General features: G+C 63.0%; 10 protein-coding genes. 3 read left to right on the forward strand and 7 right to left on the reverse strand.

What is annotated here, in order from left to right:
- Positions 1 to 485 precede the first annotated feature (485 nt).
- A complete protein-coding gene (alr, locus tag BDD21_RS01180) occupies positions 486 to 1568 on the reverse strand; it encodes an alanine racemase (RefSeq protein ID WP_120795586.1) in 1083 nt (360 codons plus the stop codon).
- Positions 1569 to 1839: 271 nt separating this feature from the next.
- Between alr and BDD21_RS01185 the strand changes: the two genes are divergently transcribed.
- The gene (locus BDD21_RS01185; protein WP_120795587.1) at positions 1840 to 2265 is read left to right on the forward strand and encodes a hypothetical protein; all 426 of its coding nucleotides are present in this window, start codon (positions 1840 to 1842) and stop codon (positions 2263 to 2265) included.
- A gap of 1069 nt (positions 2266 to 3334) precedes the next feature.
- Here the strand turns inward: BDD21_RS01185 and BDD21_RS01195 are convergent.
- The 6 genes from BDD21_RS01195 to BDD21_RS01220 all read right to left on the reverse strand — a co-directional run bounded on the left by BDD21_RS01195 (position 3335) and on the right by BDD21_RS01220 (position 10876).
- The gene (locus tag BDD21_RS01195; protein ID WP_120795588.1) at positions 3335 to 4636 is read right to left on the reverse strand and encodes a hypothetical protein; all 1302 of its coding nucleotides are present in this window, start codon (positions 4634 to 4636) and stop codon (positions 3335 to 3337) included.
- A complete protein-coding gene (locus BDD21_RS01200; protein ID WP_120795589.1) occupies positions 4633 to 5205 on the reverse strand; it encodes a DUF262 domain-containing protein in 573 nt (190 codons plus the stop codon). Before BDD21_RS01200 ends, BDD21_RS01195 begins: the two co-directional genes overlap by 4 nt.
- A 187-nt stretch (positions 5206 to 5392) precedes the next feature.
- Positions 5393 to 6178, reverse strand: a complete 786-nt coding sequence (locus BDD21_RS01205) for a hypothetical protein (protein WP_120795590.1) — start codon at positions 6176 to 6178, stop codon at positions 5393 to 5395.
- Positions 6178 to 7353 (reverse strand): AAA family ATPase, encoded by a 1176-nt coding sequence (locus BDD21_RS01210; protein WP_120795591.1) that lies wholly within the window; start codon positions 7351 to 7353, stop codon positions 6178 to 6180. The genes BDD21_RS01205 and BDD21_RS01210 overlap by 1 nt, the downstream gene beginning before the upstream one ends.
- A gap of 588 nt (positions 7354 to 7941) precedes the next feature.
- A complete protein-coding gene (locus BDD21_RS01215; RefSeq protein WP_120795592.1) occupies positions 7942 to 10605 on the reverse strand; it encodes a carbamoyltransferase HypF in 2664 nt (887 codons plus the stop codon).
- A 1-nt stretch (position 10606) separates the two neighbouring features.
- Positions 10607 to 10876 carry a DUF29 family protein gene (locus BDD21_RS01220; protein ID WP_120795593.1) on the reverse strand — a complete coding sequence of 90 codons (270 nt, stop codon included), beginning with the start codon at positions 10874 to 10876 and terminating at the stop codon, positions 10607 to 10609.
- A 366-nt stretch (positions 10877 to 11242) separates the two neighbouring features.
- Here BDD21_RS01220 and corA point away from each other — a divergent pair, with 366 nt between their 5' ends.
- Complete coding sequence (gene corA / locus BDD21_RS01225; protein ID WP_120795594.1) at positions 11243 to 12358, forward strand: magnesium/cobalt transporter CorA; 1116 nt, start codon at positions 11243 to 11245, stop codon at positions 12356 to 12358.
- A gap of 147 nt (positions 12359 to 12505) precedes the next feature.
- Complete coding sequence (locus BDD21_RS01230) at positions 12506 to 14158, forward strand: DUF6399 domain-containing protein (protein ID WP_120795595.1); 1653 nt, start codon at positions 12506 to 12508, stop codon at positions 14156 to 14158.
- Positions 14159 to 14325 lie beyond the last annotated feature (167 nt).

Below are 14325 nucleotides of genomic sequence, written 5' to 3' on the forward strand. Positions count from 1 at the left end.
TGCTGGAGTCTCGGGTAGAGCAGAGCGAGAGATCGGCGAGCCGGAACGGCTGGCGAGATCCAACGACCGCTTGCAGCGGAATGCCGGGGTCGATCCTAGTCCGCCGTCTCGGGGCAGGGATCGCTTGGCTTTGGATCCGATGGATGCTCTTCCATCCGTGCCGGCAAGGTCGCCGCACGTCCGGTCGAGCCGAGTGTCGGGTCAAATGACCGTGTTGGAGGGCTCGTCCGAAAGACGCTGGTGCGACGCGCGCGCCGGGTCACGACTGACCTTCACGCCTGTCTGCTGTCGACTCCAACTGTCCATACAAAAGCAAGCCTCTGTGGCCGAACACGTGCTCTCGGGACCCTATCGCAATAGATCATCGGAGAGCGGCGCGCATTATGCGATTCTTCCGGTCAGGTCGCAAGACCCTCAAGGCAGACTCGACTAGACCGGGCGGGTCGAACGCCCGCCGAAGGCGCGCCCGTCAGCTCGCGTCGGGGCTAGCCGTCCTCGTAGACCAAGGGGACGCGTCTGTTGATGTTGGTGAAGAGTTGATAGGCGATGGTTCCGCTCGCCTCGGCGACGGCGTTGGCCGAGACCTGTACGCCCCAAAGCTCGACCGGATCGCCGATGGCGGCGTTTTCGATCCCGGTCAAGTCAAGGGTCACGAGATCCATGGACACACGGCCGATGATACGGGTCATGCGGCCCCTGACCGCGACCGGCGTCCCGTCCGGGGCGTGACGCGGATAGCCGTCCGCGTAGCCGACCGCAGCGACCCCGACGCAGGTCGGACGCTTGCAGACGAAGCGTCCGCCGTAGCCGACCGGCTCGCCGGCGTCAAGATCCCGCACCGAGATGAGCGCGGACTCCAGCGTCATCGCCGGGCGAAGCGTGGCGGCAGAGGGGTGCTCGTCGCCCAGCGGCGAGGCGCCGTAGAGCATGATCCCCGGTCGTGTCCAGTCGCCATGCGCGCGCGGCCAAGCGAGCACGGCCGCCGAGTTGGAGAGGCTGCGGGGCGCGCGCATGTCTGCGGTCGCCTGCTCGAAGACCCGCATCTGCTGCTCGGTGTAGTCATGATCTGGCTCGTCGGCGCGGGCGAAATGCGACATCAAAACCAGGCCACGCACATGCGGACAATCCGCAAGCTCGGCATAGGCAGCGGCGAAGTCTTCCGGCGCAAACCCCATCCGATGCATCCCGGAATCCATCTTGAGCCAGCAATCGAGCGGACGCTTGGGCCGGGCATCGAGCAGCCAGTCCAATTGCAGGCGACTGTGGATCACCGGGGTCAGGCCCGCCCGATCCAGGATCGTCATCTCGTCGGGCGAGAAGACCCCGTCCAGCAGCAGGATAGGCGCGCGGATGCCGGATTCCCGAAGCTCCATCGCCTCCTCGAGATAGGCGACCGCAAAACCGTCGGCCTCATCTGCAAGGGCACGCGCAACCACCACCGCGCCGTGCCCGTACGCGTTGGCCTTGACCACGGCGAGCGCCTGCGCGCCCGGCGCCAGGGTCTTGGCTTGGCGATAATTGTGGCGGACCGCATCCAGATGAATGCGGGCACGGATCGGACGGGGCATGGTAGGCTCGGCGTGGGTTGGTGGCGTAGATCGGGTGTCGCGTCAAGCCCGATGGCGCGGACTCCATCTCAGTCTATCGCACCCGAGCGCGGTCTTCAGCGATTGTCCGGAGTGGGATGCTCGAAGCGGCAGTCGGCATCCCACTCCGACCTTCGATTGCCGTAGGCTGTGCAGCGCCGGGTCCATCTTCGGGTTCGCCGGTTTCAACCGGCCCCGGGGCAGGCGGACTTCAGTCCGCCGAACTCAAGGCAACGGATACAGAGGTGGATCGATGGACAACAAGACAAAACCCACACCAAAAAAACCGCGCTGGCCCGGAGTGCTGATCACCGTGTGCGTGGTCGTCGGTGTGTTGGCACTGCTCGTAACGCAGCTCCCTCGCGGGGCCTTTTCTACGGATCTGTCGGGCATCGGCCAGGGGACTCCAGCACTGGTGGTAGCCCGTGATAAAAACTATCTCGCAGGCGGCGAGGTGATGGACCTGATCAACACCGTTCGGTCTGACTACGAGGGCAGGATCGCGTTTCTTGCGGCCCATCTCGGCCATCCTGATGGGCAGGCATTTGCCAGGAGACATGGCATGGAGGATGCCGTCGTGGTCGTTTTCGATGCGGATGGTTCGCCGGCGGCAAGATTGGTCATCCCGCAAACCGCCGAGGAATTACGCGCTGCACTTGACATCGTAGACACCCCTTAAGCATCGCGCTCAAGCTCATGCAGTGAATGACGGCGATTCCTGATCGGCCCCATCCCGAGACGGGCATCGGCTGGTAGGAGGATACTCGAACATAGGGACATCTCGCGACGGCGAGCCATGCGGTTTATCCGCGCGTCGGGGAGCCCGCAGTACTGATCACCGATCTCCTTCAACGTGGCGCCGCCGCTGGCTGGCAAAGGCGGCCGCAATCGCCTCGTTGCAGTCCGGGCAAAGCGCGGCTTATCGGCCGCCGGCTTGGCCGACGGCCGGCGCTAAGGGCGCGATTCCGATGGGTCGAACCGCGTCGCGCGCGCAGCTCGCATCGACGAGGCAAGAGGCAAGAGGCAAGAGGCAAAACTTGACCCATTTGCCCGATGTTTCGGAGCCAGTCTCCTCTGTCCAGCTTATTTCCGCCATGCGCCAATCCTTCGCTTCATTTCGTCATTCGAGATCATCTTCTTCTCCCTTGAATCGTTTAATCCCGACGACACCATTTTCTCAAACGCGAACTCTCTGAGAATTTTTTTCATACCTTGCATCTTCAGGCTGATTCTCGATCACATCAGCCATTCTTTCTTTCGCAGCGGCCATGGTTTACCTCTTTGTGTTTCCGGCATTAAGAGAAGAGTCGAGCGACCCGAACCACGCGATGGCGCAACCTAGAGGATACCCGCGGAGCTGTGCGCGCGCTTTTGGCTCGGTTCCACCTGCCGATTAGTCATTTCTTTCTGTCAGCGATACGAGACCCATATCTTTTTTGCCCTCGCCCGATCAGTAACACCGGCGAGAACGGACTGCCGGACAGGATCTCGCCGGCAGCGGCTAGCTCCTGGACCATCGGGGACCGTAGCGGAAACCGTGGTACGTCCCCGGTTGTCCTCTCTTTCAGCCGCTCGCGAGTCCCACCCTGCGCTTCGGAGAGACAGGATTCGGATTCGATCGGCAGCGAACGCGCGACGGGCGTTCCGCGCCTGGCTATTGACCTCCGCCCCCTCGCCTAAGTGTGAATGAGTCGATGGCCTGTGAGACCCCATGCGTTTGTTGGAGCGACCAAATTTTCGGGGGGATCTCACACTTCATCAGCGTCCGGGCTCGGCAAGGGAGCGTCGTCGTCTTGATCAACAATACTCGCCCCCGGCTGGGCGGACGCCGGTGGTTGAATTCCCAAGTCGGACATGAAATCCCGCTCCAGACGGATCATGTCTGCCAAGCGCCGGCTGAGCACCTCATCCATTCTGTCGGGGTTCTTCAGGGCATCGTCCAGGGGATAGGGCAGCAGATGTGATTCGAAAAACGCCTGGGGATCAGTTAAATCGATCCGTCGGAAAATGGCGCGGGCCTGACCGCGCTCCTCTCTAAAGACATCGAACATTCGATTGGCAGGGCTGGATCTCAGCAGTGATTGCGACGAAACCCAAATGGTGCGCATGGCTTCGGGGCCGTTCCGTGCGAAATCGTCGGCGATGGCTCGCGCGTCTTTGCGCGATCCATCCGGATACAAAACGCATTTTCTAGCCAGCAGGCAGAGGAGGGTTCTTACCCGGGCGCTGCGTAGGTCATAGCGCTCCGGAAAGGGTTCAGTCCGAGTGTCCCAAGGAAGATTTCGAAGCTCAGACGGTACTGCCGCCCCTTTCTTGCGCACTTCCCGGGCTCGGTCGCGCAACTCGGCGAGAACCGTGGCGTAGCGGGATGGATTCCCCTGACCAAACCAGCTCGCAAATCCGGTGAGCCACAACCATCGTCGGAGCAGGTGCCGGGCCTCGCCACTTGGGTTGGGATCCTCACCAAGCCAGGCGCTCAGACCCACCAATTGAAGCCCATAGGGCAGCATACGGGCGTTGTGGATGTGCTCATCCCGTAACAGGTCGATCCCGTGCAACAAGCCCTCCCGAGCTCGGCGCATGGCTTCCGGCAGCCTGCTGGCTACGGTTTCCCGCCGGTCGGTCCCAAGCTTGCTCCAGTCCGTACGATAAGGGTCAAGATCCGCCGCAACGAGAAATGCCCGCAGGACAAGGACGCGGTCAACCTTGCCGAACCCGGTCTGCTTGATCTCGGCCAGAGTGCTGTCAATCGCGCTGGCGATGTGAAAACGCCCTCCCTGAGCCCCGGCCTGGTAAGTCAGAGCTGAGAACATCTCGTCCGCGCCGATGGCGACGCCCTTCCGATTCAAGCGGGTAAAGCTCTCCACCGCCAGGTTCAGATCGTCGGTCACGAATTCCACGATGGGGATTTTGTAAGACTGCAAGGCCCTGGCAACTCCTTGGAGCCGATCGACCAGCGCCTCTTTGCTAACGCCCGCCTCCGCGAGGGTCGCAGGGTCAGCGTTGTAAATGGCCGCGCCGGCGCGAAAAAGCTCATTGGTATCGCTCAACTGTCAGCGTTGTAAATGGCCGCGCCGGCGCGAAAAAGCTCATTGGTATCGCTCAACTGATGGAGGGGTACCTGCCATGGCTTGGCCTGGGAGTCGGAGGGTAGGTGCATAAATACCCCCTCGCGGCTCTTATCCTCTTTCCGCTTCTCGTCCGTCCGGCCGCCACTCGCGTCGAAGTAAATGTTCCATCGCTCTCTATCTTCACCGTCGTCGGACAACTCGGGAAGCCCGGAACCTCGAAGTAGTACGCCAGCCAGGGTTGTAAGCCGCTGTTGGCCGTCCAACAGCAGCAGCGTTTCCGATGGTTGAGTCTGAGAGAGGTCGAAAGGGCCGAAGCGGCCCAGCGGCCCGGCTGTCCTCGTGGATGACTTCCAAAACAAAAGAGTGCCGATCGGATAGCGCCGACGCACGGAGTCGAACAGATCCAGCATGCTCGTTCGCGACCATACGAAAGAACGTTGAAAGGCGGGCACCCGGATGCGCCCTTGCCTGACCCATTTCACGAGATCGAAAAGAAAGACCACGCTCGGATTGATTTCCGGACCATCGTCCTTGTTTAGCTGACTCATGGCGCTAGCGCTCCTGGTCGATCAGCTCGATGATAGACATAAGATCGCCCGTATGGTCCCGGGCGCGCAAATCAGCGGCCATGGCGTTGAGTACTGCTGGCTCACGCTCTTGCCGGACGCGCTGCAACAGGACATCCAAGTGGTACGGACGCTCTTGGTCGTAGGAGTGAGGAACCTTCTTGTATCGCTATTTTTCCATATCACAGTAATCGCGATCATTTGATGGCATAGATAAGATATCGGTCATTTCCTTGGCCCATCGCGGATTTCGCGGATCCCTGGCTAACTCCGCATGCCAGTGAAAATCTGGGATGTAATTCTCCGCTTCGTGCTTTGTGAGCGTGAACGGCCTCGCTCCAAGCTCGCGTGCCTTCTGCTCGATCTCAGCAGCTTTTGAAGATGGTGGCTGTTTTGGGCTGGTCCGGTCGGAATCCACGACGACGATCAACCGAAGCGGGAGTTCCGCTTCTCGGGCATTGTTCGCCTCTTGCTCCATGAATCCCGGCATGTCGCCCGTGCCGCCAGCATGGAGCACCTCCATGGCTAGCGGTATCGGGGGAGTTATCCACAACCGTCGAACCGGCTCACGGGCGAGCAGGCGAACGGCCACGTCGAGCAGAGCCCCATCCCGGAGACGGCTTTCGACAAGCACTTTGAGCGGCGAGTTGGCGATGCGCAACGCCCGTCCGGCCTCCGCGGACGTGGTCACCTGCCAGGTCGTTGTCTCTGCGCGCCCGGAGTCCCAAGCCGACGCACGGGCCAGCTCGCATAGCTCCAACAGGCGATCGTGAGCGGTCTGTCGAGCGCCCTGGAACCATTCGCTGTCATCGAGCAAGTCGGCGTCCAGAAGCAGGACATCGTGTGCCGCCTCGTCGGCGCGGACGATAAGTCGATCCAGAGTTTGCAGTGCTGTCGTGTCGTTCCAGACCGGTACCGTATCCTCTTCCAGCGGTCTTTCGATCGCAAATCGCATCAGTGTTCCTTGAGTCGTTGAGCGCGCCGAAGGGCCTTGACCTCTTCGTACGACTCCAGGAAGACGCCTGGTGGCCAGTAATCGACCTCGCCCGTCTCAAGGATGCGGATGCGACGGAGTTCGCTGCCGCCCGGTGCGTCATCGACGTAATAGAGCGCCACGAGATCAGGCGAAATCGCTCCCTCGGCAATGCGCCGACGTATCCGCAATAGCAGACCCTCGGCATGGGTTTCCACGATGGTGGTTCCGGTCCCTGCACGGGCAACGTCAAGAAAGAGGTCGCCGAGCATCGGATGAAGTGCATCATGCAGATGCAACTCCGGCTGCTGGACAACATCGATAAAGGGCGTTGGGCTGGGATCGCGATAACGCCACTTGGCGAGCGTCAGCACCGGAAGCAACTGATGTACGCCGGTACCCACCTGAGTGATCGGAACACTGCGGACAGCCCCGCGCGTTGTCTGCAAGCGCCATAAGTCAAGGTTCTTCTCCCAGCGAAGTGAGAGGCCAGCATGCAGGGAGAGCCAAGCCGAGACTTCGCCGAAGACCACCGAGTCCTCTGCCAGGAGTTCTATCACCCCCTCACCTGCCGGTCCGATCAGAGGTGCCAGGGGATCGAATCCCTGCCGGGGTGGAATCTCAGGCACCCCATTGCGCAAAGGACCGAGCCATACACTGGCATGTAGTACCCGTTTAGCCTCCTTGCTCACCGTTGTTCGTTCGGGTACATCAGGAATTAGGATGCCATCGAGGGGGGCGTCGGAAACGGGGTAATCGACCCCATCCCAGCGAACGCTGCGGGCTCGGGGGCGCGGGTCGTCGTAGAGCAGGCCGGGTAGGTAGAGGATGGTCTCGAGCCGGTGACTGCCACTCGTGCCCTCGGTCGAGACGGCGAGTTCCAGGAATGCACTTAGGTCCCTCGCATGAAGCAGATCCTGAAAACACTCGGCTACGGGGCGCCCCCCGACGGTCAGGGGTAGTGCGTCGTTATTGATTCCAGCCAGGCCGCCCAGCGTTTGGTACAGCAGCGTGGCGACGCTCGTCTTGCCCGCGTTGTTCCTCCCGATAAGGAGGGTCAGGGGTGCGATGTCCAACCTCTGGAAAGGCTGGCTGCGGTCGTACTGGCGACGGCAGGGAAAACCTCTGTAGCCATCGAATTCGAGAGAACGGATCATGAGTGACGGGGAACCTGCCTAGGGAGGAAACGCTTGCCAAGTTGTGCCGCCGTTGATTTTGCGGGGCACCAGGGCAGGCGACAAGAGATATATTCAGCCTTAATCAAGACGTCGGAGTCACCCGCGCTGTCGGTGCATGACCGCTTCCCGATACCTTACTGCCTATGGGCGCCTCAGGCCAAAAGGTCTGTTCCGGGTCGAATCCGAGCCTTCCCGCCTCGGCTCCTCCACCGATGCTTCAAACGCCTAGTCCAACAGTTTGAGCACGACGGTTGCCGCCCCGGTTGGCAAACGCTTGCTGGTTCCCGATTACGACCATGGTGTCGAGCGGAACATCGACTGACTCGGAGAGCTCCGCCTGGCTGAATCCCAGGCACTTTCGCACTCAAGGTAAGAACTTGGCGGCATCCCGCATCGCCCCTGAGCTATCGACCACCTAGTGAGTACGGATCTCGGCTTCAAATGTTCCGTCCACCCGATCCGGGTCGATGCGCCCCTGATAAAGCGACTCCGCGATTGCAGGGTCAATCACGACGCAAACTTTCGTCATAGGGATGAACCTCACTTCGATTGCCTTTCCGAGCTAAATCATGACGGTGGCGCACGTCGGCTTTGGACGAGGCGCGGGCAGCTCGGATGTCGCCTTCGGAGCGAGCCCAGACCCGGTATTGACTCGCTCTCAGGTCCCAAAACCATCAATACCCGCGCCGCCGCAACTGCCGCCTGCCCCAAAGAGAGCCCCCCGTCGTTCGCCGGCACCTGGCGCTGCAACAGCACCCGGAGCCCGGCCGCCTCAAGTCCGCTCGTGACGGATTCGAGGAGCAGTCGATTCTGGAAGACACCGCCGGATAGCGCGACGGTCGAAATCCCGTGACGGCTCGCCAGATCCAGGGTCAGCGTGCCGAGCGCCGTTGCGAGTCCAACGTGAAAGGCGGCAGCGATCTCCTCGGGCGGACGGCCGCGGGAGAGGTCCGCGAGCAGGTGTTCCCAGAGCGGGGCCGGGTCCAGCACCTCGCCGGTCGGCCCCGTCGATCGCCCGAACGGATAGCCGTCGCCGACCCGATCCATGGCGACGGAGGCCAGCGACTCCAGCGCGATGGCGGCCTGCCCTTCGTAGGTCAGCACCTCGCCGCCGACACCCAGCGCCGAGGCAACCGCATCGAAGAGCCGCCCGGCCGAGCTTGAGAGCGGTGCGTTGAGGCCGCGTGCGATCAGTGTGCTCAGGATCCCGAGCGGTTTGGCGTCGAGCCGCTCGATCGGCTCGAGCCCGTCGAAGCGCGCACGCCACGCAGCCCATCCGCCCGCGCTCTCCAGGTGCGCATAGAGGTTGCGCCAGGGCTCCAGGATCGCCCGTGTCCCGCCGGGCATGGCCACCGGCTTGAGATGGGCGATCCGCTTGAAGTCCAGATAGTCGCCGAGCAGACACTCGCCGCCCCAGAGTGTGCCGTCGCTGCCGTAGCCGAGTCCGTCGAGCAGGATCCCGAGCACAGGTCCGGCGTCCAAGGGCCAGCCGTTGTCCGCCAGGGTCGAAGCGAGATGGGCGTGGTGATGCTGCACGCCGATCAGCGGCAGGCCGTCGCGCGCCACCCGGTCGCGCCCGATCAGGCTAGACCGGTAGTCCGGGTGCAGATCGACGGCGAGCGCCTCGGGGACGACCTGGAAGAGGTCGAGATAGAGGGCGAGGGTTCGCTCGTACTCGCGCGCCGTCTTGGCATCCTCCAAGTCGCCGAGATGTTGGGAGAGGATCGCCTGACCGTCGCGGACCAGACAGAAGGTATTCTTGAGTTCCCCGCCCAGCGCCAAGAGCGGCGGCGCGTCCTCGAAACCGGGCGGTAAGGGCAAGGGTGTGGGTGCATAGCCGCGCGCACGCCGGAGCAGGCGCGGCTGCCCCGCCATCACCCGAACCACCGAGTCGTCGACCCGATTGATGATCGCCCGGTCGTGCAGCAGCAGAACATCGGCGAGCTGCCCGAGCCGTCCGAGCGCATCGGCGTTGTCGATGCACTGCGGCTCCTCGCTCAGGTTGCCGCTCGTCATCACCAGGGGCCGATCCCAGTCCGTCAAAAGCAGATGGTGGATCGGGCTGTAAGGCAGCATGACCCCCAAGGTCGTTTGACCCGGCGCAACATCCGCCGCCAAGGGTCGCAGCGCCCCAGCGCCATCACGTAGGATGGGTAGAGCACAGCGAAACCCATCTTCCCCGCTCGGATGCTCCAGTCCCAGCTCCGGTAGAGCGCAGCGAAACCCATCCCCCCCGCTCGGATGGCCCGATTCCAGCTTCGGTAGAGCGCAGCGAAACCCATCAAACGCCATCGCATCATCCACCGATGTCCCACCCCGATCCGCCCCGCCCCGCTCCAACAGCACAATCGGCGCACCCGGACCCGCAAGCACCGCCGCCTCCCGCCCCGTTACCCGACAATAGCCCTGGATGACATCCAGGTCGCGCACCATGAGCGCCAGCGGCTTGGCATACCGCCGCTTGCGCCGACGCAGCTCGGCGACCGCATCGGGGTTGGTCGCATCGCACGCGAGATGAAAACCGCCAATCCCCTTGATCGCAAGGATCCGCCCCTCGGTCAGCAGCCGGCTCGCCGCGGCGATCGCGTCCTCGGCACCGAACGCCGTTGGATCCAAGAGGTGCCCGGCGGCATCCTGAAGCCAAACCTTGGGGCCACAGACAGGACAGGCGTTGGGCTGGGCATGGAAACGTCGGTCCGCCGGATCCTTGTACTCTGCCGCACAGTCCGGGCACATGGGAAAGGCCGCCATGCTGGTCCGGGCACGGTCGTAGGGGATCCCGGCGACGATGCTCAGACGCGGCCCGCAGTGGGTGCAGTTGGTAAAGGGATAGCGGTAACGCCGATCGGCGGGATCCCGAATCTCGGCGACACAGGCCGCGCAGGTCGCCGCATCGGCAACGATCCCGGTGTGCACCGCGGTCGCCGCGCTCTCCAGGATGACGAAGTCCTGTCTCTGCGCGAGGTGGGCCAGCTCCTGCACATCCGCGATCGGACTGCGTTCGATCGAATCGATGCGCGCCAGCGGCGGGCATTCCTCGCGCAGCCGTTCCAGAAATCCGCTCACGCCGGGATCGTCGCCGTCGTCACTCCGGCACACCCGAATCAGGACGCCCTCGCCGTCATTGCGTACATCGCCGGACAAGCCGCACGCGCGGGCCAGTCGCCAGACGGTGGGCCGAAAGCCCACGCCTTGGACCAGGCCACGGACACGAATCGACTCGGCGGTCACGCTATTGCAGTCCGATGCTGATCAAGGTGCCGCTCGCCTCGTGCCGATACGCTGGACTCAAGCCTCGCCGGGATAGAAGGTCCGATCGAGGATCTCGTCGAGCGCATAGGGACAGTCCTGTGTCGAACTCCTCGGCAAGATCCTCTAGATGAAGCGCGTCGAGCTTGTGTTGGCGTACAAGCTCCGCCGCACGACGGGTCCAGGCATGGAAGTCGGTCTTGTAGAGCTCGGACAAGGCACTCGCGGGTTGGTCGGGCTGCTTCGTCAACATCGAAGGGTGCTCCTCGCGTGAGGGTCATGGTCAAGGAGGCTACCCCGGATGAAGCGCAGCGCCAAGGTGCGATTCGGTCGGCCGTAGTCGGCCAAGGCTGTATCCCCCCGGCGTTTGGACGGGGCAACCGGCGTGGACTGAATGCTATCGGCGGCGTCTTGCTAATCCGCGCGTTCTTGCCGGGCTGAAGCACGACCCACCAGCGGTGGCTTCGCGGGTATGCGGTTTCCTGGGAGTCGCCTGCCGCAACCCCGGCGAGAGGAACGCGGCATAAGCCTCGGCCCCGCCGTGCGTCGGACGACGACCAACTGTACCCGAGGCGCCCCCTGCCCTATCCTCGGGCTCCGCCCCACGAGGAGTCGCCTCATGGCCCGCAAGAAGCTGCTCAGAAAGCGTCCGCATCGCAAGATCGGGGCACCGCCCGGGACCCTGGTGCATGTGGGAGAGCCGAGTCAGGAGCCCATCACGTTCGATCTCGTCACCTACGATGCCGAGCACTTCTCCGAGGTCACCTTCGGCATCCGTGAGGTCAACCGCTGTTGCGGGTTCGACAAGGGTCGCGCCGTCTCCTGGGCCAACATCAACGGGATCCATGCCGTCGGCCACATCGAGACCATCGGTGCCTGCTTCGGCCTTCATCCCTTGGTTCTCGAAGATATCCTCAACAGCGATCACAGGCCGAAACTGGAGGACTACGGCGACTACCTGTTTTTGGTGATGAAGATTCCCTTCTACGACAAGGCAGATGGATTCCGGGTCGAGCAGCTGAGTCTGATCCTGGGTCCGAGCTTCGTTCTCTCGTTTCAAGAGAAGAGCGGTCCCCTGTTCGATGGGATTCGCGAGCGATTGAGGAGCGGTCAGGTTCATGGCCGTGCGATGGGACCGGATTATCTGGCCTACATGCTGATCGACGCCGTGGTCGACCGCTACTTCACGACGCTGGAGAGCATCGGCGACGACATCGAAGATCTCGAGCAAGAACTCTTCACGGCTCCCGGTACCAAGACCTTGGAGGCGATCCATCACTTCAAGCGTGAAACGATTCACCTCCGTAAGTCGGTCTGGCCGCTACGCGAGGTGATCGGCGGTCTGCAGCGCGGGGACTCGAAGCTGATCGGCGAGACCACACGGGTCTTCCTGCGGGATGTCTACGACCATACCGTCCAGGTGGTCGACACGGTCGAGACCTTTCGCGACATTATCTCGGGGATGCTCGACCTCTATCTCTCGGGCATCAGCTACCGCACCAACGAGGTCATGAAGGTCTTGACCATCACGGCGACCATCTTTATCCCGCTGACGTTCTTGGCCGGTATCTACGGCATGAACTTCGAGTACATGCCGGAGCTTAAATGGCACTGGGGCTATTTCGGCCTCTTGGGGCTGATGCTGATCCTGGCGTTGGGAATGCTGGTGTTCTTTCGCATTAAACGCTGGTTCGGCCTTGATCATCGGTTGGTCCAAAACCGCGTGTTTCGGTAGGCGATCAAGCATCCTGAAGGAGTGGCAGGAGCGCCGGGGAGGCGTACCCTTGGAAGTGCAAACTGACCGAGGGAAACGCCGTTGTCCGATGCTCCTGCCTGTGTCGACTCTAGTGCAGATCGACGCCCCACGCCAATCCACGATCGCTTGGATCGCGCCAAGCACCTGCATGCGGTGGCGCAAGCCCAGCAGGATGGGCAGAGTCAACGCGCGGCGGTCAGCGGCGCCGGCGTGGCGCGCAGCACCCTGCGTCACTGGAACGCGTCCCCTGCGCCATCGGCGCCGGCGGCGCTGTCGGCCTTCGTCGAGACGCCCGAGGGCGTGGTGTGGCTGCGCCGGATCCTGGTTGCCGCGCACTGGAGCATCGGCGAGCAGGGCGGCGCGGGCGTGCGCGTGGTCTGCGATTTTCTCGAGCGCAGTGGGCTGTCGGCATTCATCGGCGCCTCCTACGGTGCGCAGCAGGCGTTCCATGCCGGCTTGGAGGAGCAGATCGTCACCGCCGCCACCGAACTGCGCGGGACGCTGGCCCAAGCCATGCCCCATCGCACACTGAGCATCGCCGAAGATGAGACGTGGAAAGACGGCATGCGTTTGGTGGGCATCGATGCGGTCTCGAACTTCATCCTGCTCGAGCACAGGAGCGATGAGCGCTCGGCGGCGGCCTGGACACGGGCGCTCGAGGGTGGACTCGAGGGGCTGAATGTCACGGTGGTGCAAGGCACCAGCGATGAGGCCAAGGGGCTGTTGGCGCATGTCGAGCGTGATCTGGGCGCACACCATGCCACGGACCTGTTTCATCTGCAGCATGAGGTCAGCCAGGCGATGAGTCTGTCGCTGAAGCGCGCCGAGCAACAGGCCGAGACGGCGGAGACCGAGGCGAAGGCGCGCTGGCAAGACGAATGCGCCGCCGAGCAGGCCTATCATCGGCGCCGCCACGGCCCCGGGCGCCCGCCGGCGTTCGCCGCGCGCATCGACGAGGCGCTGAGCGCTTACGTCCAAGCCAGCCTTGCGCGCGAGCAGGCCCACGCGCACCGCGCCGAGGCCAAAGCCCTGATCGGTGCGTTCAGCGAGGTCGATCATCCCTACGAGATCCAACAGGGACAGGCGCAAACCCCCGAGCAGTTGGAGGCGCGTCTGGGAACGCTGTTTGCGCGCCTGGAGGCGATCGCCGAGGAAGCGGATCTTTCCGAGCGTCTCTGCGCACATCTGGCCAAGGCGAAGCGCCTGACTCAAAGCCTCGTCGCCACGCTGACCTTCTTCTTCATGATGGTCAACACCCGGGTGCAGGCGCTGGACCTGGCACCGGCCATCGAGCAGGCGATGCTCGACGATCTGATCCCGGCGCTTTATCTGGAGCGCGTCGCCGCACGCAGCACCCGCGCCGAGCCCCGTCATCGACTCCGAGCACTGAGTGCGCAGCGTCTCGCCCCGCTGAGGCAGCCCTCGCACCCGATCCAGTCGCTGGATCCGCAGACCCGTCACCATCTCGAGCAGGTCGCCGGGGAGTGTGCCGATCTGTTCCAGCGCAGCAGCTCCTGTGTCGAGGGACGCAACGGCTTCCTCGCGCTCTATCAGCACGGGCATCACCGACTCAGTCCGCGCAAGCAGCAGGTCTTGACCGCCCTGCACAACTTTGCGATCAAGCGGCCCGACGGCACCACGGCCGCCGAGCGCTTCTTCGCTCAACCCCACCCATCCTTGTTCGAGCAGGTGCTCGAGCGCATGCCCTGGCCCGCCCGACCGGCCCGACGACGACCGCGCCCGGCAAGGCAGCCTTACCTCGTTCCTGTGGCGGCTTAGCAACAGTGGACCAATCGATGATCAAGGCCGCTGGTTCTAAACCGCGTCCAGAGCGACATGCGTAATTTTCATTGTTCGTTTGGCTTCGGAGATATCCTTGGTCTCAGTGAGACGCGGTTTAGAATTTAAGATTTTTAATACTTTAAACCGCGCCGGCTCCGACAGTC

The organism is Thiocapsa rosea (genome assembly GCF_003634315.1).
Lineage (GTDB): Bacteria > Pseudomonadota > Gammaproteobacteria > Chromatiales > Chromatiaceae > Thiocapsa > Thiocapsa rosea.

Excerpts from the sequence above, each read along its gene's own strand:
- BDD21_RS01205 (WP_120795590.1), bottom strand. The coding sequence starts at position 6,178 with ATGCGATTTGCGATCGAAAGACCGCTGGAAGAGGATACGGTACCGGTC.
- BDD21_RS01200 (WP_120795589.1), bottom strand. The coding sequence starts at position 5,205 with ATGAGTCAGCTAAACAAGGACGATGGTCCGGAAATCAATCCGAGCGTG.
- alr (WP_120795586.1), bottom strand. The coding sequence starts at position 1,568 with ATGCCCCGTCCGATCCGTGCCCGCATTCATCTGGATGCGGTCCGCCAC.
- BDD21_RS01185 (WP_120795587.1), top strand. The coding sequence starts at position 1,840 with ATGGACAACAAGACAAAACCCACACCAAAAAAACCGCGCTGGCCCGGA.
- BDD21_RS01220 (WP_120795593.1), bottom strand. The coding sequence starts at position 10,876 with ATGTTGACGAAGCAGCCCGACCAACCCGCGAGTGCCTTGTCCGAGCTC.
- corA (WP_120795594.1), top strand. The coding sequence starts at position 11,243 with ATGGCCCGCAAGAAGCTGCTCAGAAAGCGTCCGCATCGCAAGATCGGG.
- BDD21_RS01210 (WP_120795591.1), bottom strand. The coding sequence starts at position 7,353 with ATGATCCGTTCTCTCGAATTCGATGGCTACAGAGGTTTTCCCTGCCGT.